The sequence below is a fragment of the Arthrobacter sp. CAN_A214 genome (genome assembly GCF_015751955.1).
GTDB lineage: Bacteria > Actinomycetota > Actinomycetes > Actinomycetales > Micrococcaceae > Arthrobacter_D.
Genome location: NZ_JADOUU010000011.1, coordinates 66,426 through 88,127 on the forward strand (window position 1 = coordinate 66,426; position 21,702 = coordinate 88,127).

Genomic DNA, 21,702 nt, shown 5'->3' on the forward strand with positions numbered 1-21,702 from the left:
AATGTGCCGTCACCTGGCTTTCCTTGGATCTCCGACACCGCTTGCCGCGCTGCTGGTGGCGCCCGAACACGGTCTGCTCCGGCAGTCCTGGGCGCCGCGGCGCCAACGCAACGGCACGATGAACGCCGACGGGTTCGGCGTCGGCTGGTATGCCGCGGAGGATCCCATCCCGGCGCGCTACCGGCGCGCCGTACCCATGTGGACGGACCAGTCCTTCGCTGACCTGGCGCGGGTCACCACCAGTTCAGCGGTGCTCGCCGCCGTGCGGTCTGCTACCCCCGGTACGACGCCGGACGAAGCGGCCGCTGCCCCCTACACCTCCGGGAAGTGGCTTTTCAGCCACAACGGGCGGATCGACAACTGGCCGCAGTCGGCGGAGGCACTTGCTGCAACGCTGCCGCCGGCACGGCTCCTCGCACTCGAAGCGAGGGTGGATTCGGCTCTGCTGTGGGCGCTGGTCCTTGAACAGCTTGAATCCCGGGAACACTCGGGCACGGGCTCCGCTGGGAACGCGCTGGCGCGCGTGGTGGCCGACGCCTCGGCCTTCAGCACCGGGCGATACAACTTCCTCCTGACCGACGGAACCACCATTGCTGCCACAGCTGCCGGTGATACCCTTTTCTGGCGCTCAGACAACAGGGGCACCGTCGTTGCCAGCGAACCCTCCGACGACGACGTCGGCTGGCATGAGGTTCCAGATCAGTCCCTGCTGATAGCCACGCCGCACGGCGTCGACATAAGCCCGATAACCCCAGCAGAGATGGAGCCAGCGCTTCGATGAACCCCTCCCAGACGGCACTTGAGATCGTCCATCACCTGCCACCGCACTACCTCGAGCGCACCCTGCGGGAGGACGTGCGGAAGGGACTGACCAAACCGGCGAAAACCCTGCCGCCCAAGTGGTTCTATGACGGGAGGGGCAGCGAACTGTTCGAGCAGATTACGCAGCTTCCGGAGTACTTCCCGACCCGCGCCGAGCGGCAGATCCTCGAGGACTCTGCAGGGGAGATCGCGGCGGCCGGCCCGGCGGAAATGCTCATCGAGCTCGGGTCCGGTTCGTCAAGGAAGACACCCCTGCTGCTCGACGCCCTGAAGGGTGCCGGGCCGCTCCAAAGCTATGTCGCTGTGGACGTCAGCGACAGCGCCCTGACCGACGCCAACAGCGAGTTGTCCCTGAGGTATCCCGATCTCACCCTGCAGGCAGTGGCCGCCGATTTCGAATCGCAGCTGCAGCTGCTCCCGAGGGACGGACGCCGGATGGTGGCGTTCCTGGGCGGCACCATCGGGAACCTCGAGCCGGATGCCCGCGCGCGGTTCCTCCTGCAGGTGAGGGAACTCCTGGGGCAGGAGGGCGGATCATTGCTGATCGGCACCGGGCTGGTGCAGCCGCCCGAAGTTCTCATCCCCGCCTACGACGACGCGAGCGGCGTGACTGCCGACTTCAACCGCAATGTGCTGCGAGTCCTCAACGCGGAGCTGCGAGCGGATTTCGACGTCGAGGCATTCGAGCATGTGGCGGTGTGGAACGAGGCCGAGGAGTGGATCGAGATGAGGCTCCGGGCCACGCGCGCCATGCGGGTGCGTCTGCCCGGCGCCGGACTCGAGATCAGTTTCGACCGGGGCGAGGACCTGCGGACCGAGGTGTCTGCAAAGTTCCGCCCCGAGGGGATCGCCGCGGAGCTCGAGGCCGCCCGCCTCACCATCGTCGGGCAGTGGACGGATGCCGAAGAACGCTATGCGATGACCCTGGCCGAACCCTCCTGAGCCGTTCCGCAATACCTTCCCCGATCGAGTGCGCAGGACACCGCAAAACCGGACCCACACCGGTACCTGCTGCGCACTGAGTGGGGCCTGCCACAAAAAGTGGTGCACCCGACTCGGATGCACCACTTTTGAAAATACCTATACGGCTCGCTCAGCCTGTCCGGCGTGAACCGCCGTCCTCGCCGTCATCGCCGTACTCCTCGACGTATTTGTCCGCATACTCCGAATAGTCGGGTTCCACCGGCTCGGGAGCCTCAGTACGTCGATTGGAGGCACGACCGCTCGGGCCTGTGAGCTCGCGCTGCAGTGCCGTGTAGTCAGTCGCCGGGCTGAAATACTTCATGTCCCGGGCCTGCTTGGTAGCTTTTGCCTTTTGACGGCCGCGCCCCATGGCGTGACCCCCTTTTTGCGTCGATCCGGAGGTGGTCGCTGGGGCACAAGGCCCAAGGCTACAGCGAGGCCCCGGAGTATTTGGTCAGTATGTCGTGACTCTAGGTTACATGCTTTCACGGGCGCCGGTGCGCGGCTTACTCAGCCCGTGGCGACGGTCACCGTCAGCCCCTCGCCGTCGCCCTCGTCAGTGGCCCGGTCCACCCTTACGGTGTCGCCGTCGTCGATCCTGCCGGCAAGAATGCCGCGGGCCAACCGGTCCCCGATCTCCCGCTGGACGAGGCGCCGCAGCGGCCGGGCTCCGTAGGCGGGATCGAATCCCGTCATGGCCAGCCACTCACTGGCAGCGGGAGTGACCTCCAGTTGGAGCCTGCGGTCCTTGAGCCTCGAGGCCAACGCGTCGACCTGGAGGTCGACGATCCGCGAGAGGTCATCGAGGCTGAGCGGATCGAACACGATGACGTCGTCGAGGCGGTTGAGGAACTCGGGCCGGAAGCTCGCGTTCACCGTGGCCAGGACTGCGTTCCGTTTGGCGGCGTCATCGAGCACCGGGTCGACGAGGAACTGCGAGCCGAGATTCGAGGTGAGCACGAGGATCACGTTCCGGAAGTCCACGGTGCGTCCCTGGCCGTCGGTCAGCCGGCCGTCGTCGAGCACCTGCAGGAGGACGTCGAAGACCTCCGGATGCGCCTTCTCGACCTCATCGAGGAGCACCACGCTGTAGGGCCGGCGCCGCACCGATTCGGTCAGCTGGCCGCCCTCCTCGTACCCGACATACCCGGGGGGCGCACCCACGAGACGCGCGACCGAGTGCTTCTCGGAGTATTCGGACATGTCGAGGCGGATCATGGCGCGCTCGTCGTCGAACAGGAAGTCCGCGAGCGCCTTGGCCAGCTCGGTCTTGCCCACACCCGTGGGGCCCAGGAACAGGAAGGAGCCCGTCGGCCGGTCCGGGTCCGAGACGCCGGCCCGTGCGCGCCGCACCGCGTCGGACACCGAAGCAACCGCCCTCCGCTGGCCGATGAGGCGCGAACCGATGGTGTCCTCCATCTGGAGCAGCTTCTGACTTTCGCCCTGGAGCATGCGGCCGGCCGGGATACCGGTCCACGCCGAGATCACCTCGGCGATGTCCCCTGCGCTCACCTCGTCGGCGACCAGAAGTTCGGGTGCGCCGTCGCCCTGCTCCTCCGCCTGAGCGGCGTCGAGTTCACGCTGGACCTGGGGGATCTCGCCGTAAAGAATCCGGGACGCCGTCTCGAGGTCGCCGTCGCGCTGGGCGCGGTCGGCCTGCGACCGCAGGTCATCGAGGGAAGCCTTGAGGTCGCCGACCCGGTTGAGCCCGGCCTTCTCGGCCTCCCACCGCGCATTGAGAGCGCTGAGCTGTTCGCTCTTGTCTGCCATGTCAGCGCGGAGCGTCTCAAGGCGCTCCATCGACGCCTGGTCCTTTTCACCCGACAGGGCGAGCTCCTCCATCCGAAGCCGCTCGAGCGAACGCCTCAACTCGTCGATCTCCTCCGGCGCCGAGTCGATCTCCATGCGCAGCCGTGACGCCGCCTCGTCCACCAGGTCGATCGCCTTGTCGGGAAGCTGGCGGCCCGAGATATACCGGTGCGAGAGCGTGGCCGCCGCGACGAGGGCGGCGTCGGAAATCGAGACCTTGTGGTGCGCCTCGTACCGTTCCTTGAGTCCGCGGAGAATCCCGATGGTGTCCACCACCGAGGGCTCCCCCACGTACACCTGCTGGAAGCGCCGCTCCAGCGCGGGATCCTTCTCCACCCTCTCGCGGTACTCGTCGAGCGTGGTGGCACCGATCAGCCGCAGCTCACCCCGGGCGAGCATCGGCTTGAGCATGTTGCCGGCATCCATCGATCCCTCGGAGGCACCGGCGCCCACCACCGTGTGCAACTCGTCGATGAACGTCACCACCTGCCCGTTCGCGGAACGGATCTCCTCGAGGACGGCCTTCAGCCGCTCCTCGAACTCCCCGCGGTACTTGGCTCCCGCGACCATCGAGCCGAGGTCGAGGCTGATGAGGGTCTTGCCGCGGAGAGACTCCGGGACGTCACCGGCCACCATGCGCTGTGCCAGCCCCTCGACGACGGCGGTCTTCCCGACGCCCGGTTCACCGATCAGTACGGGGTTGTTCTTCGTGCGGCGGCTCAGGACCTGGACCACGCGGCGGATCTCGGCGTCCCGGCCGATGACGGGGTCCAGCTTGCCCGAGCGGGCGATCTCCGTGAGGTCCACGCCGAACTTCTGCAGCGCCTGGAACGTGTTCTCGGGATCGGGGGAGGTGACACGCCGGTCGCCCCGCACTCCGGGAAGTGCAGCCGCGAGGGCATCGCGCGATATTCCCGCCCCACGAAGGATGGTTCCCGCGGGCCCGGGGTCCGCGGCGAGGCCCAGCAGCAGGTGCTCGGTCGAGACGAACTGGTCGCCCAGCGACTCGGCTTCCTGCTGCGCCGCCGTCACCACCTGCAGCGCCCCGCGGGAGAACTGCGGCTGCGCCACGGAACTGCCCGACGACGCCGGCAGTGCCTTGATGGCCGAACTCGCCTGGACACTGATGTCGTCAGGGCCCGCACCGGCTGCCTTGAGGAGCGCCACGGCCACGCCGTCACGCTGGTCCATCAGGGCCTTCAGGAAGTGCGGGGTATCCACCTGCGGATTGCCCGCGGTGGAAGCGTTCATTGCCGCAGCCGAGAGTGCTTCCTGGCTCTTCGTCGTGAATTTGGTGTCCACAGGGGCGTCCTTTCCGGATATCCGTCCAACTACCTTGAGTCTAGTCGACTCAACTCTGGCGCGCAGCAGTTCTACCGTCGCTTCACCCAGCGCGAAGCTTCGATAACATTCGTCGGTAATAGGCCAGTGTGAGATGGATCACGCATTTCGCGGCGTTCGATATCGAACCGGTAGCGTGGAAAGTCCCTTCGGGCCAGATTCCTGCGCCGAATCCACGCGAATTCATTACGTGGAACTTCTGCTGCAAAGTCCTGCCGTGCTGCACCGTTGGGGGTTGTTCAGCGTGGCTTCAATCAACTCGAGGGAAGACATGAGTTCATCAACGAAAGCACCGCCGGGCACCGAGAGCAGCCCTGAAAAGACCGAGGTCAACAAGACGGTCTTCATCGGTTCCGCGGCCGGCATCCTCGCCATCACCCTATGGGCCATCGTGTCACCCGAGAGTGCCGCGGCCGTGATCGGCGCGATGGTCGGGTGGGTGTCCACCAATCTGGGCTGGTACTACTTCCTCATCGTCACCGTGGTGGTGATCTTCGTCCTGGTCGTGGCGCTGACCAGGGTCGGCAAGACCAAGCTCGGTCCCGACCACTCCAAACCGCAGTTCAGTATGTTCACCTGGGCGTCGATGCTCTTCGCGGCGGGCATCGGCATCGACCTGATGTTCTTCTCGGTATCGGAACCCATCACCCAGTACCTCGCTCCGCCCCAGGGTGAGGGGGAAACCACCGAGGCGGCCCGCCAGGCGATGGTCCTCACACTCTTCCACTACGGCATCACCGGCTGGGCGCTGTACGCACTGATGGGCCTTGCCCTCGGCTACTTCGCCTACCGCCAGAACCTTCCCCTCAGCATCCGCAGCGCGCTCTACCCCATCTTCGGCAGGAAAGTCGACGGCGGCCTCGGTGATGCCGTGGACATCGCGGCCCTCCTCGGAACCATCTTCGGCATTGCGACCTCCCTCGGCATCGGCGTGGTCCAGCTCAACTACGGCCTCACGTTCATGTTCGGGCTGCCCGAAAACCTTGCCGTGCAGACCGGCCTCATCGTCGTGGCCGTGGTCATGGCCACCGCATCGGTGGTCTCCGGCGTGGAGAAGGGCATCCGGCGGCTCGCGGAGCTCAACGTCATCCTCGCCCTCGGCCTGATGCTGTTCGTCCTGATCAGCGGCAAGACGAGTTTTCTGCTGGACGGCATCATCCAGAACACCGGTGACGTCCTCAGCCGTTTCCCGGGCATGACGCTCGATACCTTCGCCTATGACCGTCCCGATGCCTGGCTCAGCGGCTGGACCCTGTTCTTCTGGGCCTGGTGGATTGCCTGGGCACCGTTCGTCGGACTGTTCCTGGCACGGATCTCCCGCGGACGGACCATCCGCCAGTTCGTCCTCGGCACCATGATCGTTCCCTTCGCCTTCATCCTGCTCTGGATCTCCGTCTTCGGGAACAGTGCCCTCGACCTCGTCATGGGTGGCAACGCGGACTTCGGGGAGACCGCGATGAACCAACCGGAGCGTGCGTTCTACGGGCTGCTGGAGCAGTACCCTGCCGCTCCGCTGCTGGCAGCAGTCGCAACATTCACCGGCCTGCTGTTCTACGTCACTTCGGCCGATTCCGGCGCACTCGTGATGTCCAACTTCACGTCCCGCCTGAAGGACGCCGACTCCGACGGCCCCAAGTGGCTCCGCATCTTCTGGGCGGTGGCCACCGGCCTCCTGACCCTGGCCATGCTGACGGTCGGCGGCGTTCCGACCCTGCAGAATGCGACCATCATCATGGGACTTCCCCTGTCGGTCCTGTTGCTGTTCATCATGCTGGGGCTCTACAAGGCCCTCCGCGTGGAGAATTCGCTGATCGACAGCTACCGGGCCAGCCTGCCCGGCATCATCTCCGGGCGCGCGGCCGAAGGCCGGGGCGGGCGGAACTGGCGGCAGCGCCTCACCCGCGCCATGTCCTATCCCGGGCCTACCCAGGCCAACCACTTCATCGACACCGTGGCGCAGCCCGCGCTGCAGGAAGTCCGTGACGAACTCGTGGCACAGAGAGCCGACGTGGTCCTCACCAGCGGAACCGTGGAGGCGTGCGGCATCCGTCACCTCGACCTGCAGGTGAGCCTTGGCGATGAGCGGCCCTTCAAATACCAGATCTATCCCGTGCAGTACGACACGCCGTCCTTCGCAACCAATAACGCGGCGGTGGATGCGAAGTACTACCGGATGGAGGTCTTTTCCCTCGAGGGCAGCCACAGCTACGACGTCACGGGCTACACCACCGAGCAGGTCATCACCGACGTGCTGGACCACTACGAGACACACCTCGAGTTCCTGCACCTCAACCGCGCCCTTCCCGGCAATACGGCCCTCGGCGAGGACCAGAGCGCCAAGGACAACTGGGCGTCAGACTTTCCACACCAGGAGGAAACCAAGTGAGTACAGCCACACTGTTCATCGGCGGCGCATGGGTGCCGGCATCCGACGGCGGCACCCGCGCCATCCGTTGCCCGGCCGACGGTGAATTCGTCGGCGACGTGTCCGAGGGCACCAGGGAAGACGCGGAGCTTGCCATCGCGGCAGCCCGGAAGTCCTTCGACTCCGGCGAGTGGGCTTCAGTGCCCGCACCTCAGCGCGGCGACTTCCTCCTCCGGGTGGCAGCCGAACTGCGCGTCCGTAAGGACGAGTTCGCCCGGGCCGAGACCCTGGACACCGGCAAGCGCCTGGTCGAGAGCGAAATCGACATGGACGACATCGCCGACTGCTTCGCCTACTTCGGCAAGCTGGCCGGGCAGGACGCCGGACGCATGGTCGATGCCGGCAACAACAGCGTGGTGAGCCGGATCGCCTACGAACCCGTGGGGGTGTGCGGGCTCATCTCCCCTTGGAACTACCCCCTGCTGCAGTCCGCCTGGAAGATCGCACCGGCCCTCGGCGCGGGGTGCTCCTTCATCCTGAAGCCCAGCGAACTGACCCCGCACACGTCCATCCTGATGATGGACCTCCTCGACTCCCTGGGCCTTCCCAAGGGCGTCGCCAACCTCGTGCTGGGTGCCGGCGCCGTCGTCGGCGCTCCCCTGTCAGAGCACCCCGACGTCGACATGGTGTCCTTCACGGGCGGCCTGGAGACCGGCAAGCGGATTGCTGCCGCAGCGTCGGGCACCATCAAGAAAGTGGCCCTGGAACTGGGCGGCAAGAACCCGAACATCGTGTTCGCCGATGCCGATTTCGACGCCGCCCTCGACAACGCCCTCAATGCCGCCTTCGTCCACTCAGGCCAGGTGTGCTCCGCCGGAGCCCGGCTCCTCGTCGAGGAACCCATCGCCGAGCGATTCGTCGACGAGCTGGTCCGGCGCACCCGGGAGATCCGTCTCGGCGGGCCGTTCGACGAAAAGGCCGAAACGGGACCGCTCATCTCGGCCGCCCACCGCGACAAGGTGACCGCCTACGTCCAGAAGGGCCTCGAGGAGGGTGCGCGGCTGCGCTGCGGTGGAACCTGGGGCGAGGGGGAACTCGAGAAGGGCTTCTATTACACGCCCACCGTGCTGGACCAGGTGACGCGCGGGTCGTCGGTACTCGTCGATGAAGCCTTCGGGCCGGTGGTGACCGTGGAGACCTTCAACGGCGAGGACGAGGCGGTGGAGCTCGGCAACGACACGCTGTACGGTCTCGCAGGAGCAGTCTGGTCGCAGGATGCCGGCAAGGGCCAGCGCGTCGCTGCGCGCCTGAGACACGGCACCATCTGGATCAACGACTTCCACCCGTACCTCCCGCAGGCGGAATGGGGCGGTTTCGGCCATTCCGGCATGGGTCGCGAACTAGGGCCTACCGGATTCGCTGAATACCAGGAAGCCAAGCACATCTACCACAACATCGATCCCGCGGTCACCGGCTGGTTCGAGGCGCGCGTCCAGGAGGAATCGGCATGAGTGGGCTGCAGGAATCGGAATTCGACTACATCGTCGTCGGTGGAGGCTCGGCAGGAGCCGCGGTCGCGGCGCGCCTCAGCGAGGACCCAGAGGTGGAGGTCGCACTCGTCGAGGCGGGCCCCGACGACCGCGGCTCCGACGTCATCCTCCGGCTGGATCGCTGGATGGAGCTGCTGGAATCGGGGTACGACTGGGATTACCCCATCGAACCGCAGGAGAACGGCAACTCCTTCATGCGCCATGCCCGGGCGAAGGTTCTGGGCGGCTGCTCGAGCCACAATTCGTGTATCGCCTTCTGGGCTCCCCGCGAGGACATCGACCAGTGGGAGCGCGAATTCGGGGCGACCGGGTGGAACTCCGACACCGCCTATGCGCTGTACCAGCGGCTGGAGACCAATGAGGACGCCGGCCCTGACGCACGCCACCACGGCGACAGTGGGCCCGTGCACCTCATGAACATCCCAGCGCATGACCCGTCAGGCCGCGCCCTCCTCGAAGCCTGCGCGCAGGCCGGCATCCCCAATGCCAAATTCAACACCGGCGAAACCATCATCAATGGGGCGGGCCTGTTCCAGGTCAACCGGCAGGCGGACGGCACCCGGGCGTCGTCGTCGGTGTCCTACATCCACCCGATCCTGGACCGCCCCAACTTCACGCTGCTGACCGACCTGCGGGCGCGGAACCTGCGGATCGACGCCGACCACCGGTGTACCGGTGTCGACGTCGTCGATGGTGCCTTCGGGCGGACCCGCGCGCTGACGGCACGCCTGGAAGTGATCGTCTCGGCCGGAGCGATCGATTCGCCGAAGCTGCTGATGCTCTCCGGGATCGGTCCGGCAGAACACCTCACCGAGCGCGGCGTCGAAGTGCGGGTGGACTCCCCCGGTGTGGGCGAGCATCTGCAGGACCACCCCGAAGGCGTGATCCAGTGGGAGTCCAAGAAACCGATGACGGAGACCTCCACCCAGTGGTGGGAGATCGGGATCTTCACCACCACCGAGGAGGGGCTGGACCGCCCCGACCTGATGTTCCATTACGGCTCGGTGCCGTTCGACATGCACACCCTCCGGCAGGGCTATCCGACCACGGACAACGGTTTCTGCCTCACCCCCAACGTCACCCACGCACGGTCACGCGGAAGCGTGAAGCTCCGGAGCCGGGACTTCCGCGACAAGCCCATGGTGGATCCGCGGTACTTCACCGATCCCCACGACATGCGCGTGATGATCGCCGGGATCCGGAAGGCCCGCGAGATCGTGGCCCAGCCCGCCATGGCGGAATGGGCGGGCGAGGAACTGTACCCGGGGAAGGACATCCAGACCGACGAGCAGCTCCAGGACTACATCCGGCGGACCCACAACACGGTGTACCACCCGGCGGGCACCGTGCGCATGGGCTCGCCGGACGACCCGATGTCGCCACTTGATCCGCAGCTGCGTGTCAAAGGGATCCGCGGACTCCGCGTCGCGGACGCCTCGGTGATGCCCGAGCTCACCACCGTCAACCCGAACATCACCACCATGATGATCGGCGAGCGGTGCGCCGACCTCGTCAAGGCGGACCGCGCCGCCGCTCGCCGAACCAGCGCCATCAGCTCTGCGGGAAGTTCAGCGGCGGGCTGACCGGTTCGGCTTCGCCTGCAACATCCGCGAACCGGCATGCGGAGCAGAAGGTTCCCCATCGGCCATAATGGCCAGATGGGGAATCTTTACCGCTTCAACGCCGTCCTGACCACTGCCGTTCTCGCCGTCACTCTCTCGGCCTGCACCGACAGCGGACCCTCGGCCGAGGATGCCGCCCAGGAACTCGCCGCCGGGCTCGCAGAGCTCGATGTCTCCGACTCCGCCTTCACCACGGTGGAAGCCCAGGATGTCACCACCGACCTTGGCGCGATCACCGAAGCGCTGGCCCCCCTCGCCCCGGAGGTCACCGTGGCATCGGTGGAGTCCACGGGCGACGACGCCGCCTCGGCCCAGCTGGACTACACCTGGGATGTCGATGCCTCCGATACCGACTGGACATACTCGACGACGGCGAACCTCACCCGTGCGGAGGACGAGTGGCAGGCGATCTGGGACCCCTCACTCTTCGTGCCGGAGATGAGGGTTGACGAGCGCCTCGAGAAAACCGAGATCCAGCCGGAGCGGGCCGGAATCACCAGTGCCGACGGTGAAGTCATCGTGACGGAACGGCCCGTGGTCCGGGTGGGTATCGACAAGATGCAGATTTTGGAGGCGGAGCAGCCGGCAGCGGCCTCCGCCCTCGCGGAACTCCTGGACATCGACCCCGCCGCGTACACCGAACAGGTTGCCGCCGCGGGCTCCGAAGCCTTCGTGGAGGCCATCGTGCTCCGCGATGACGCCTCCCGCACCGTCACCGACGAGCAGATCGGGGCCATTCCCGGAGCCATTGTGCAGGCCGACACCCTTGCGCTGGCACCCACCCGCACCTTCGCACGGGAACTCCTGGGATCCGTGGGTCAACCGAGCGCCGAACTCATCGAGCAGTCAGGCGGGACCCTTGCCGCTGGAGACATCACCGGATTGTCGGGCCTTCAACTGCAGCACGACGACCAGCTCTCGGGAACGCCCGGCCTCGAAATCACCTCAGTGTCCAGCGATGGAGCTGGGCCCCGGCAGCTCTTCGAGAAGGCGCCGGTGGCCGGCACCCCGCTCGCCATCACGCTGGATACCGCAATGCAGGCGTTGGCCGAGCAGGTCCTGGCGGAGGAACCGTCGGCGTCGTCGATCGTGGCTGTCCGTCCCAGCTCGGGTGAAATCCTCACGGTGGCCAACGGCCCGGGCAGTAACGGCCTGCAGACCGCGCTCCTCGGACAGTACCCGCCGGGATCCACCTTCAAGGTCGCCACGAGCCTGGCGCTGCTCCGCGAGGGCTTCACCCCCGACACCCCGACGGAGTGTCCCGCCGAGCTCGACGTCGAGGGCCGCACCTTCAAGAATGCCAGCACGTATCCGGCGCAATTCGTGGGAACGATCCCGCTGCTCCAGACCTTTGCGCAGTCCTGCAACACCGGCTTCATCTCGAACCGCGACATCGTGTCCCAGCCGGAACTCGCCGCGGCAGCGGCCGACCTCGGCGTCGGCGTCGAATCGACCATCGGGCTCCCTGCCTTCTTCGGTTCGGTACCCGAGGAGGCAGAGGGCACCGCGCACGCCGCCGCTCTGATCGGCCAGGGAGAGGTGCTGGTCTCACCGCTCGCTCTGGCCACCATGACCGCCAGCGTCGGCAACGGCGCGCGGATCACCCCGACGCTACTGGCACAGGGGCAGGACGCCGGACAGCCGCCGTCGTCGCCCTCGTCCCCCTCGGGCACCGCGGACCAGGGCGACGCCACGGCTCCCAGCGCACTCACGCCTGAGGAAGCCGAGACGCTCCGGACCCTGATGCGCGCCGTCGTCACCGAGGGAGGCGCACAGCTCCTCGGCGACGTCCCAGGGGACCCCGTCCTTGCCAAAACCGGGACGGCCGAGTTCGGCAGCGAGGACCCACCACGCACTCACGCCTGGATCGTCGCGCTGCAGGGCGACCTCGCGGTGGCCGTCTTCGTCGAGGAGGGAGAACTGGGTTCGACCTCCGGCGGACCGCTGATGGAAGCCTTCCTGCGAGGGCTCGTGCCCTAGGATTTGCCAGCAGAAGCTGCCAGCAGCTCAACACCGGGAGACTTGGGGGTTCCACCACGGCGTGACATCGACAGGCCTGCATCCGCACGCGGATGTTGTTTCGTTCATCCCGGTAAGCCCGTAGAAAGGGTTGTAGTGGATTTTTCCTTCGTACCGTTCGTCATAGGTGCAATCGTTCTTCTCATTCTCCTCGTCGTCATCGCGATTCTCGCGAAGATGGCCCTCCATATCGCCAGTCCCGACCAGGCCCTCATCATCTCGTCGCGTGACAGCAAGGGTCAGCCGGATCCTGACAGCCAGCGCGTGGTTTTTGGTCGCGTATTCATCAACCCGTTCTCGCAGCGGGCCTATCCACTGTCCCTCGCGTCCCGGCAGGTCTCACTGAAGATCGAGGGCATCTCCCTCAACGGCATCAAGCTGCATCTCACCGGAGTGGCACAGGTGAAGGTCGGGGGCGACGCCGACTCCGTACGCAAGGCCGCACAGCGATTCCTCAATCAGCAGGACGCCATCGACCACTACACGCAGGAGACGCTGTCCGGTTCACTGCGCTCGATCGTGGGTACCCTGACGGTCGAGTCGATCATCCGCGACCGCGCCACCTTCGCCAAGAGCGTCAAGGAGGAAGCCGAGCACTCCATGCACAACCAGGGCCTGGAGATCGACACCTTCCAGATCCAGTCCGTCGATGACGATTCGGGCTACCTGAAGAACCTCGGCCGACCTGAAGCGGCGCTCGCCGAGCGGAACGCGAAGATCGCCGAAGCCCGCTCGGTCCAGGAATCCGAGCAGGCTCGCGCAATCTCCGACGAGCAGGTTGCGCTCGCCCAGCAGCAACTGATCATCCGAAGGGCCGAACTGAAGGAGGAGGCCGACGCCCGTCAGGCACGGGCCGACGCCTCAGGTCCGCTGGCCCAGGCCGAGCAGAACGAGCAGGTCATCATCCGTGAGCAGCAGGTCGCCCAGCGGCGCGCCGAGTTGCGCGAACGGGAGCTCGACACCGAGGTCCGCAAGCCGGCCGATGCTGAGAAGTACCGGCTGATCCAGCAGGCCGACGCGAAGCTCGAGGAACGACGGCGAGCCTCCGAGGCCACCGAGATCGAAGCACGGGTTGAGCTTGCCAAGCGGAAGCTGAGTGCCGAGGGTGACCGGGTGGGGGCTGAGGCCGACGCCGCGGCGAACACGGCACGCGGTAACGCGGAAGCTGCCATCAATGAGGCCAAGGGCCGCGCTGACGCAGCCGTCATCAGTTCGCGCGGTAGCGCCGAGGCCGGTTCAACCGAGGCCAAAGGCAAGGCGGAGGCCGCCGGTATCGCAGCCCAGGCCGAGGCCTACCAGAAGTTCAACCAGGCCGCGATCCTCAGCAAGGTCCTTGAGGTGCTTCCCGCGATGGCCCGCGAGGTCGCGGCACCCATGTCCGCGATCAAGAACATGACGGTGGTCTCGAACGACGGCGCCAGCCAGTTGAGCAAGAACGTCTCGAGCGGCGTGCATCAGACCACACAGATGATCAAGGACACCACCGGCCTCGACATCATTGCGTTGTTGGGCGACGCCCTTCGGAATGCTGATCCCACCCGGCGCGGCGCGACGCCCGGTTCATCCACCGCGGCAGCCCCGCATGGCGGTAGTCCCGCTGCGGGAGCGGATTCCTGACCCGCTGAAGGTCGGGCAAGGCCCGCTTTTCGGGGCACTTACCCGGCCCGCCGATCAGAACTGACGCAGGCGCCCGGCCGGACGATTCCGGCCGGGCGTTCTGCATGCCGAGCATCTTGATGAAAAACAGAGCTTCCCTGCAAGCGGCACTTGAGGGCGGAAGCCCATCCTTGGAACAGAGGTCACGCTAGCGACCCGCCATGGCCCCTTTCCCAGGGAAGTGAACATGCAGCACGAACAAACCCTTGGCGCCCTGACCTTCGCCGGCCTGAGTGTTGACGAAGTGTGGCTTCACTACCTGAACATGGGCGGCGGAATCGGAGAGACTGAGGTCGATGCCTATCTGCACGGAATGGTGGCTCTTCCCATGGACGAGCGGAACTGCGTGTCACAGGCTGTGAACGAACTCATCGACGACATCCTGGACGTCACCCCCCGTACCCTGTACCGCGCGCCGTACAGTTCCGACCATTCCAGCAACAAAGCGATCACGGACTTCTCTGAGCCGGCAATCTCCTGACGTGCCGGAGCAGCTCATTTCCTGAGGCTGCATCAGTGTCTTTCCCGCCAGCGGAGAAACCTTCGGCAGCCGGGTGGGCCGAGCATCGGTGCCGACAGGACATGACGATCAGCTGTGGTCGTCATGCAGCTCGTTGTCGATTCAAGGAAATCTGTACAATTGACAGGTGGAGACCCTTACGCATTCATCGGTACTGTCCAGGTTCGGTCATGCCCTTTCCGATCCGACCCGGTCCAGGGTTCTGCTCTCGCTCCGGGACGCTCCGGCCTACCCCAGCGATTTGGCCGACATGCTGGGAGTGAGCCGCCAGAAACTATCCAACCACCTGGCCTGCTTACGCGGGTGCGGACTGGTGGTGGCCGTTCCGGAGGGGCGCCGGACCCGATATGAACTGGCGGATCCGAAATTGTGCAGCGCGCTCACCGAACTGCTGGCCGTGGTGCTGATCACCGACCCGGAGCATTGTGCCGACAGTGCCAGGAAAGGGTGTTGCTGATGAGCCTGCTGAAACCCTCCACTATCAACCGTCCCGATGCGGCCCGCCGGGCAGTACTCTCACGTCGTATCCGCCTCCTCGTTGCAGCGACGATCACCTACAACATCATCGAGGCTGTGGTGGCTATCACCGCTGGAACAGTGGCGTCCTCGAGCGCACTGATCGCGTTCGGCCTCGACTCGATAATTGAGGTGACTTCCGCGGTGGCCGTGGCGTGGCAGTTCGCCGGGCGGAACCCTGAAGCGCGGGAGAAGACTGCCCTGCGGTTCATCGCGTTCTCCTTTTTTGGTTTGGCCGCGTTCGTTGGTATCGATGCGATCCGAGCGTTGATAGCCGGTGGAGAGGCCGAGCACTCGACGGTGGGCATTGTCCTGGCCTCCGTCAGCCTGGTCATCATGCCTGTGCTCTCAATAACCCAGCGCCGTGCCGGCAGTGAATTGGGATCACGTTCAGCGGTGGCCGATTCGAAACAGACCCTGCTGTGCTCCTACCTCTCCGGGGTACTGCTGCTTGGGCTCCTGCTGAACAGTCTTCTCGGATGGCCGTGGGCCGACCCGATCGCTGCACTGGTCATCGCCGGCTGGGCCATCAAGGAAGGCCGGGAAGCCTGGAAGGGCGACGCCTGCTGCGCGAGCCCACTGGACGACGCCGATACCAACGAAGGATGGGAAGCGGCGGCAGAGCCCGGTTGCACCTGCTGCCACTGACGAATTCCTCAACGACGACGGTGCACAACGAGCGAGCCTTCCATGCCTTCACAGCACCGCAGCATGGCCATGCCCAACAAAACTGCCCTCGCCTTCCTGCTCCTCCCGGCGCTTGCAACGGCCACACTCCCCGCAAGCCAGGACGATCGGACTCCCTGTTGCGGCCCTATTGAATTTCTGCCGCCAGCCCAGGCGGCCTGGACCTGATCGGCTAGAACCGCGAGCGTTCAGGGATCAGCTTCCCCCGGGCGGCTCCTGCGGCCAGGGCGGGCGTCGTGCTCATCTGGAGAAGGAGTTACCGGTAATACGAAAGGCGCATGCTGCCGGAGGGCACAATTTCCTTGCCAAGCGGCATCAGGGACACCGGGATGAGCTTGAGGTTGGCTATTCCCAGGGGGATCCCGATGATGCTGACGAACATGGGAATGGCAGTGACAATGTGCCCGATGGCGATCCAGATTCCCGCCACCAGGACCCAGATGACGTTCCCCAGCGTCGAGAACAGATACGTCTTGCCTCCGCGGTCCACCACGCTTCGCCCGAAGGGCCACAGCGCGTAGGCGCCGATGCGGAAGGAAGCAATTCCGAAGGGGATGGTGACGATCAGCAAGCAGCAGAGGATTCCCGCCACGAAATAGCCGAGGGCCAGCCAGATTCCGCCGAACAGCAGCCAGATGACATTCAGGAGAGCGTTCATGCCCTTCATTCTTCCCCAGAAAGCAGCGGCCTGCCGGGTATAACGAAAAAGCGCCCCTCCCCCGAAGGGAAGGAGCGCTTGTCCAGCGGTACTGGTTCCGGCTAGCGCGTGCGGCGGTCGTTCGACGCCGGTGCTGTTGCACGGCGTGACCCGCTGGGACGCCGTGCAGCATCCGAACGGCCGGCCGAAGGCGCACCGTGGGCGCGCTGCCCGCCTGCTGCCTGGCCACTGCCTGCTGTTGCCGGACGCCTCGGGGCGACATCACCGGCGCGCTGGCCCGTCGCCGGCCTGCGGGTGCGGGCTGCGCCGTTCTCGGACGAGGTCCCTGACTCCGACGGACGACGACGGCTGGCACCGGCTCCTCCGTTTGCATCCGACCCGAACCTCGGTGCCTGGGGCTGGTCCTTGCGACGCTCGGAGCGGTTGCCCGAGGGCGCTTCCGCAGCCACGCGGCCACGACCGCCGCGGCCTCCACGACCGCCCGGCGCCGGCGCTGCGGCACCACGACGCGCACGCTTGCGCTCGGCGTTGGCCCCGGTGGAGGTACCGTCTCCGCGCTGGGTTTCACGCTGTGCGAGCAGCGCCGCACGAGTGCGCGGATCGATCTTCTCGGCGACGTCACCGATGAGCTTGCCCACCAGTGGTGAAGTCGCCTTCACGTTTTCGAACGCCACGTCGACGCCCGCAGCACGCATCAGCTTCTGCACTTCGGATTTCTGCTCGGGAAGGGTGATCGTCACGACGGTTCCGGAGGATCCGGCGCGCGCCGTACGTCCTGAGCGGTGCAGGTATGCCTTGTGCTCCGTGGGCGGGTCGACGTGGACCACGAGCTCGACGTCGTCCACGTGGACACCGCGGGCCGCGACGTCCGTAGCCACCAGTACGCGCACATCCCCGCTGGAGAATTCGGCGAGGTTCCGGTCGCGGGCATTCTGCGACAGGTTTCCGTGGAGGTCGACGGCGGGGATGCCGGCGTCGGTCAGGGTCTTGGCCAGCTTCCGGGCGTGGTGCTTGGTACGCATGAACAGCAGGCGGCGGCCGGTTCCCGATGCCAGCTGGACGATCAGCTGCTTTTTCTGCGTCTGGTCACCGATGAGCAGAACGTGGTGCTCCATGGTAGTCACTGCAGCCTGGGGGTCATCCACGGAGTGGGTCACCGGCTTGGTCAGGTAGCGGTTCACGAGCTTGTCCACGCCGTTGTCCAGCGTCGCGGAGAACAGCAGCCGCTGCCCTTCGGCGGGAGTGGTGTCCATGAGCTTCTTGACCACGGGAAGGAAACCGAGGTCGGCCATGTGGTCCGCTTCGTCCAGCACCGTGATCTCGACCGATTCGAGTGAAATCAGCTTCTGGCGCATGAGGTCCTCGAGGCGACCGGGGCAGGCGATGACGATATCGACGCCTGCGCGAAGTGCCTTCTCCTGGCGCTGCTGGGACACGCCGCCGTAGATGACGGTGGTATTGAGCCCGAGCACATTGGCAAGGGGCTCGATCGTGTTGTTGATCTGCGTAGCCAGTTCGCGGGTGGGAGCGAGCACCAGGGCCAGCGGTCGGCCCGGCTTGCGGCGGTAGGCCGCTTCCTGCTCGGACAGCCGGGCAACCATGGGCAGCGCGAACGCCAGGGTTTTTCCTGAACCCGTGCGGCCACGGCCCAGGACGTCGCGTCCGGCGAGGGTATCGGGCAGGCTCTTGACCTGGATGGGAAATGGTTCGGTGATTCCCTGGGCAGAGAGGTTTTCGACCAGCGCTTTGGGCACACCGAGGGCAGCAAAAGTAGTCATGTAGTTAGCACGAACTTTCTTCTCATCTTCCCCGGCGCCGGTTGGCACAGGGGTTCGCCGAAGAAAAGTCAGACAGTGTCCACCGCGCTCCGTCCGGAGCATTTGCGGGACAAAAGAAAGCGTTCATCGACGCATGCCGTGCGTCAGGCAACCGATGGAATCCGGCACGTGCGCAGGCAAGTCTCTCTATTCTAGCATTCCCCGACGCCCGTCCTGCCCGCTACTGGAACAGGTCAGTGAGAAGCTCGTCCGATTCAGCCTGAGCTTCTCCGTCGAAGGCTCCGCCGCTGACCAGCACTTCATCAGCCCTGGTGTCCGACAGCAGCTGCGCCAGCCTTCTGTCGACCTCCGGAACAGTGCCGTAGATCGAAGTGGCAAGAAAGTCGTCCATCAGCTTTTTCTCCCGGGCCGGAACTGCAGCGTAGGCCGCAGCCCCCATCGGTTCCAGGGGAGGAAACTCACCCCTCGTCCGGGAGACGGCCAGAGCACGGGCTTCGGGCAGGAGCTGCTCCCGTGCGGCGTCAGAGGCGCGTGCGACGGCGACGTTCACCGAGACCATCACAAATGGCTCATCCCGCCACGCCGATGGCCGGAACTGCGCGCGATATTGCGCGATCGCCGGAATTTCCCCGTCGGAGCTCCTTCGGAAGAGCGCCGGTCCGCCCAGGACGACGCCGAGCCCGGCTCTCGCAGCAATTCCGACTCCTGCGCCGGTGGCGAGAACGAAAACCGGCGTCCTGGAGGAATCCTGCGGGCGTGCAGTGATGGCTGCCGAACCCGAGAGGTAGGCGAGCAGTTCGATCACATCGGCTTCGAACCGGTTCGGCCCCTCCTTACCACTGCGAAGCGCGTCCCGGACGGCGGGAGTGAACCCCACCGAGCGTCCCACGCCCAGGTCGATGCGTCCGGGATGAAGCGCCGCGAGGGTGGCCACCTGCTCGGCGACCACCAGCGGCGGATGATTCGGCAGCATGATTCCTCCCGAACCCACCCGGATCGTCCCGGTCCGGGCCGCGATCGCCGCCATCAGGACGGCGGGTGCGGAGCCTGCGATCCCTGGCACTCCATGATGTTCCGCCACCCAGAAGCGGTGGTAACCCAGGGCCTCGGCCCGCCCTGCCCGCTCCACTACCCCGCCCAGCGCTTCCGCTTCGGAAATTCCTGCCCGGGAGTTGGCACGATCGAGGATTGAGAACCTGACGGAGAAAGGCATACTCCCTCAAACCTCGGAGGAAGGAAAGGAATTCCATCGGTGGGACGGGAAGCGGCCGGGACGATTCCGGGGCAGTCGCCACGATCCACCGGGCGTGTGAGCTCGGCGTCACCTTCTTCGACACGGCCGAGATGTACGGACCGTATGCCAACGAGGAACTCCTCGGCCGGGCTTTCGTCGGCAGACGCAACGACGTCGTGATCGCTACGAAGTTCGGCACCATCAGGCACACGGCGGATGATGCGATGGGACTTGATGGCAGTGCCGAGAACGTGCGCTTAGCTGTGGAGGGCTCCCTTCGGCGGTTGCGCACCGACTACATCGATCTTTACTACCAGCACCGCATGGATCCGGAGGTTCCCGTGGAGGAGACCATGGGCGCACTCAGCGAACTGGTGCAGGAAGGGAAGATTCGGCATATCGGTCTTTCGGAAGCCGCCCCCGCCACGATTCGGCGGGCGCATGCCGTTCATCCAGTGACAGCGCTGCAAACCGAATACTCGCTGTGGTCCCGGGATCCTGAGCGGGAAATCCTTCCGCTCGTACGCGAGCTGGGCATCGGTTTCGTGCCCTACTCCCCCCTGGGCCGGGGGTTCCTCATCGGAACCATCCGATCGGTTGACCAGCTTGACGAGTCGGAGTTCCGCCGCAACAACCCCCGCTTCGCCGGCGAGAACCTGCAGGCGAACATCCGGATCGTGGAGCAGGTCGACGCTGTCGCCGGTCAGCTGGGCGCAAAGCCGGGACAGGTGGCATTGGCCTGGCTCCTGGCCCAGGGGAACGACATTGCGCCGATCCCCGGAACCAAACAGATCCGGTACCTCGAGGAGAATGTCGCCGCCGATTCACTCGAACTCAGTAGTGAGCAACTCGCAGCACTCGATAGTGTCGCGGCTCCGGTGGGAGACCGGTACGCGGACATGTCGCCCCTCGACCGCTGAAGCCCGTACCGGGCTACCGCCATGGACCACGGTCCGCACTGTTGCACGGGTTGTCAGTTGGTCGCCATGCGCTCTGAATGCCGGGAGCATGAGAGAAGGACCCCTGTCAGCGCCAGAAGCGAGATCATCGATGATCCGCCGTAGGAGATGAACGGCAGCGGCACTCCCACCACCGGAACCAGTCCGGTGACGACGCTGATATTGAGGACGGCCTGTCCCAGAATCCAGACAAGGGCTCCGCCGCAGATCAGGGTCACATGCAGTTCGCCGGACCGCGTGGCGACACGGTAGATCGCGAAAGCAAGCGTGGCGAACAGAATGAGCATTACGGCGGCCCCGACGAACCCGAGCTCCTCGCCCAGGACAGCGAAGATGAAGTCGTTGTGAGCCTCCGGTATCCAGTGGACCTTCTGCCTGCTCTGGCCCATTCCGACGCCGAACATGCCGCCTCCGGCAAGGCCGTACGTTGCCTGGACTCCCTGATACCCGAGCCCTTCCGCTGTTCCGGCACTGGAAGGGTCCAGCCACGCAGAAATGCGGCTCGTCCGGTTGGAGCTGGAGACCACGGCAGCGAATGCCGCCAGCGCGAACACCGCGAGACCGGCCCCGAATACTTTCAGGCTGGCTCCTGCGAAGAAGAACAGCCCGGCGATGATGAGCACGAGGATCGCTGCCGTCCCCAGGTCCTTCCCGGCCAGCACCAGCGCAACGGCGGCCAACGACACCGGGAGGACCGGGAAGAGGAATGGCCTGAGATTCCGGGAAGACTGCGTTCGCCGCGCAAGGACGTTGGCTCCCCAGATGATGATGCTCAGTTTGAGAAACTCTGACGGCTGTACGGTGATCGGTCCGATTCCGATCCAGTTCCTGTTTCCGTTGACTTCAATCCCCAGTGGCGTGAAGACCAGCAACGTCAGCACAAAGGATCCGATGAGGATCAACCCGGCGTACCTTCTGAACAGGCGCACGGGCAGGCGTGAGAAGACCACCAGGACGGCGAGTCCGATCCCGACCCATAAGCCCTGCTTGTAGAAGGTCCCGTAAGGGGACTTTCCCTGGGCTGCAAGCTCGAAAGAGGACGCCGAGAGAACCATCATCAGCCCGATGGCGACCAACGCCAGCGTGGTTGTCAGAAGGAGGGCACGGGCGTCGCTATGGGATGCGGGCCCCTTGTTCCCGAGATGCCGAACGGCTCTGAACAACACCCGGGCCGACTGCACCCGTGGCGGAGAGGGTGCTCGG

The 21,702-nt window shown here is 65.6% G+C and carries 17 protein-coding genes; 11 read left to right on the forward strand and 6 right to left on the reverse strand.

Translation table 11 applies throughout. The features are described 5' to 3' along the window. Position 1: 1 nt before the first annotated feature. Positions 2-781, forward strand: a complete 780-nt coding sequence (egtC, locus tag IWX65_RS11020) for an ergothioneine biosynthesis protein EgtC (RefSeq protein ID WP_196882839.1) — start codon at positions 2-4, stop codon at positions 779-781. After that, positions 778-1,764 carry an L-histidine N(alpha)-methyltransferase gene (gene egtD / locus IWX65_RS11025; RefSeq protein ID WP_196882841.1) on the forward strand — a complete coding sequence of 329 codons (987 nt, stop codon included), beginning with the start codon at positions 778-780 and terminating at the stop codon, positions 1,762-1,764. Before egtC ends, egtD begins: the two co-directional genes overlap by 4 nt. A gap of 151 nt (positions 1,765-1,915) precedes the next feature. On the opposite strand, the gene IWX65_RS11030 is transcribed toward egtD, so the two are convergent. Next, positions 1,916-2,155 carry a DUF3073 domain-containing protein gene (locus IWX65_RS11030; RefSeq protein WP_026532710.1) on the reverse strand — a complete coding sequence of 80 codons (240 nt, stop codon included), beginning with the start codon at positions 2,153-2,155 and terminating at the stop codon, positions 1,916-1,918. Between the two features lie 140 nt (positions 2,156-2,295). Beyond that, the gene (gene clpB, locus IWX65_RS11035; protein WP_196882843.1) at positions 2,296-4,896 is read right to left on the reverse strand and encodes an ATP-dependent chaperone ClpB; all 2,601 of its coding nucleotides are present in this window, start codon (positions 4,894-4,896) and stop codon (positions 2,296-2,298) included. 310 nt (positions 4,897-5,206) lie between these two features. Between clpB and betT the strand changes: the two genes are divergently transcribed. The 8 genes from betT to IWX65_RS11075 all read left to right on the forward strand — a co-directional run bounded on the left by betT (position 5,207) and on the right by IWX65_RS11075 (position 15,831). Further along, on the forward strand, positions 5,207-7,321 hold the full coding sequence (gene betT / locus IWX65_RS11040) for a choline BCCT transporter BetT (protein ID WP_196882845.1): 2,115 nt from the start codon (positions 5,207-5,209) through the stop codon (positions 7,319-7,321). Beyond that, entirely contained in the window at positions 7,318-8,811 is a 1,494-nt protein-coding gene (locus IWX65_RS11045) for an aldehyde dehydrogenase family protein (RefSeq protein ID WP_196882847.1), read from the forward strand. The genes betT and IWX65_RS11045 overlap by 4 nt, the downstream gene beginning before the upstream one ends. After that, a complete protein-coding gene (locus IWX65_RS11050) occupies positions 8,808-10,433 on the forward strand; it encodes a GMC family oxidoreductase (protein ID WP_196882848.1) in 1,626 nt (541 codons plus the stop codon). The genes IWX65_RS11045 and IWX65_RS11050 overlap by 4 nt, the downstream gene beginning before the upstream one ends. 75 nt (positions 10,434-10,508) lie before the next feature. Then, positions 10,509-12,452, forward strand: coding sequence for a penicillin-binding transpeptidase domain-containing protein (locus IWX65_RS11055; RefSeq protein WP_196882849.1), 1,944 nt, complete (start codon positions 10,509-10,511; stop codon positions 12,450-12,452). 135 nt (positions 12,453-12,587) lie between these two features. Next, positions 12,588-14,108, forward strand: a complete 1,521-nt coding sequence (locus tag IWX65_RS11060; protein ID WP_334683814.1) for a flotillin family protein — start codon at positions 12,588-12,590, stop codon at positions 14,106-14,108. A gap of 226 nt (positions 14,109-14,334) precedes the next feature. Then, on the forward strand, positions 14,335-14,628 hold the full coding sequence (locus IWX65_RS11065) for a hypothetical protein (RefSeq protein ID WP_196882850.1): 294 nt from the start codon (positions 14,335-14,337) through the stop codon (positions 14,626-14,628). A 166-nt stretch (positions 14,629-14,794) separates the two neighbouring features. Next, a complete protein-coding gene (locus tag IWX65_RS11070; protein ID WP_196882851.1) occupies positions 14,795-15,124 on the forward strand; it encodes an ArsR/SmtB family transcription factor in 330 nt (109 codons plus the stop codon). Further along, on the forward strand, positions 15,124-15,831 hold the full coding sequence (locus IWX65_RS11075) for a cation transporter (RefSeq protein ID WP_196882852.1): 708 nt from the start codon (positions 15,124-15,126) through the stop codon (positions 15,829-15,831). Before IWX65_RS11070 ends, IWX65_RS11075 begins: the two co-directional genes overlap by 1 nt. Positions 15,832-16,126: 295 nt before the next feature. Here IWX65_RS11075 and IWX65_RS11080 read toward each other — a convergent pair whose 3' ends face one another. From IWX65_RS11080 to IWX65_RS11090, 3 genes are all read right to left on the reverse strand, one after another. Then, positions 16,127-16,528 carry a YccF domain-containing protein gene (locus IWX65_RS11080; RefSeq protein ID WP_196882853.1) on the reverse strand — a complete coding sequence of 134 codons (402 nt, stop codon included), beginning with the start codon at positions 16,526-16,528 and terminating at the stop codon, positions 16,127-16,129. 101 nt (positions 16,529-16,629) lie between these two features. Next, positions 16,630-18,306 (reverse strand): DEAD/DEAH box helicase, encoded by a 1,677-nt coding sequence (locus tag IWX65_RS11085; protein WP_196882855.1) that lies wholly within the window; start codon positions 18,304-18,306, stop codon positions 16,630-16,632. 220 nt (positions 18,307-18,526) lie between these two features. After that, positions 18,527-19,519 carry an MsnO8 family LLM class oxidoreductase gene (locus IWX65_RS11090; RefSeq protein WP_196882857.1) on the reverse strand — a complete coding sequence of 331 codons (993 nt, stop codon included), beginning with the start codon at positions 19,517-19,519 and terminating at the stop codon, positions 18,527-18,529. Between the two features lie 35 nt (positions 19,520-19,554). On the opposite strand from IWX65_RS11090, the gene IWX65_RS11095 reads away from it, so the two are divergent. Continuing rightward, entirely contained in the window at positions 19,555-20,460 is a 906-nt protein-coding gene (locus tag IWX65_RS11095; protein ID WP_196882904.1) for an aldo/keto reductase, read from the forward strand. Between the two features lie 53 nt (positions 20,461-20,513). On the opposite strand, the gene ftsW is transcribed toward IWX65_RS11095, so the two are convergent. Further along, positions 20,514-21,665, reverse strand: a complete 1,152-nt coding sequence (ftsW, locus tag IWX65_RS11100; RefSeq protein WP_196882859.1) for a putative lipid II flippase FtsW — start codon at positions 21,663-21,665, stop codon at positions 20,514-20,516. Positions 21,666-21,702: the final 37 nt, after the last annotated feature.

Coding starts and splice junctions, on each gene's coding strand:
- egtC (WP_196882839.1), top strand. CDS start 2: ATGTGCCGTCACCTGGCTTTCCTTGGATCTCCGACACCGCTTGCCGCG.
- egtD (WP_196882841.1), top strand. CDS start 778: ATGAACCCCTCCCAGACGGCACTTGAGATCGTCCATCACCTGCCACCG.
- IWX65_RS11030 (WP_026532710.1), bottom strand. CDS start 2,155: ATGGGGCGCGGCCGTCAAAAGGCAAAAGCTACCAAGCAGGCCCGGGAC.
- betT (WP_196882845.1), top strand. CDS start 5,207: ATGAGTTCATCAACGAAAGCACCGCCGGGCACCGAGAGCAGCCCTGAA.
- IWX65_RS11050 (WP_196882848.1), top strand. CDS start 8,808: ATGAGTGGGCTGCAGGAATCGGAATTCGACTACATCGTCGTCGGTGGA.
- IWX65_RS11055 (WP_196882849.1), top strand. CDS start 10,509: ATGGGGAATCTTTACCGCTTCAACGCCGTCCTGACCACTGCCGTTCTC.
- IWX65_RS11065 (WP_196882850.1), top strand. CDS start 14,335: ATGCAGCACGAACAAACCCTTGGCGCCCTGACCTTCGCCGGCCTGAGT.
- IWX65_RS11075 (WP_196882852.1), top strand. CDS start 15,124: ATGAGCCTGCTGAAACCCTCCACTATCAACCGTCCCGATGCGGCCCGC.
- IWX65_RS11080 (WP_196882853.1), bottom strand. CDS start 16,528: ATGAACGCTCTCCTGAATGTCATCTGGCTGCTGTTCGGCGGAATCTGG.
- IWX65_RS11085 (WP_196882855.1), bottom strand. CDS start 18,306: ATGACTACTTTTGCTGCCCTCGGTGTGCCCAAAGCGCTGGTCGAAAAC.
- IWX65_RS11090 (WP_196882857.1), bottom strand. CDS start 19,519: ATGCCTTTCTCCGTCAGGTTCTCAATCCTCGATCGTGCCAACTCCCGG.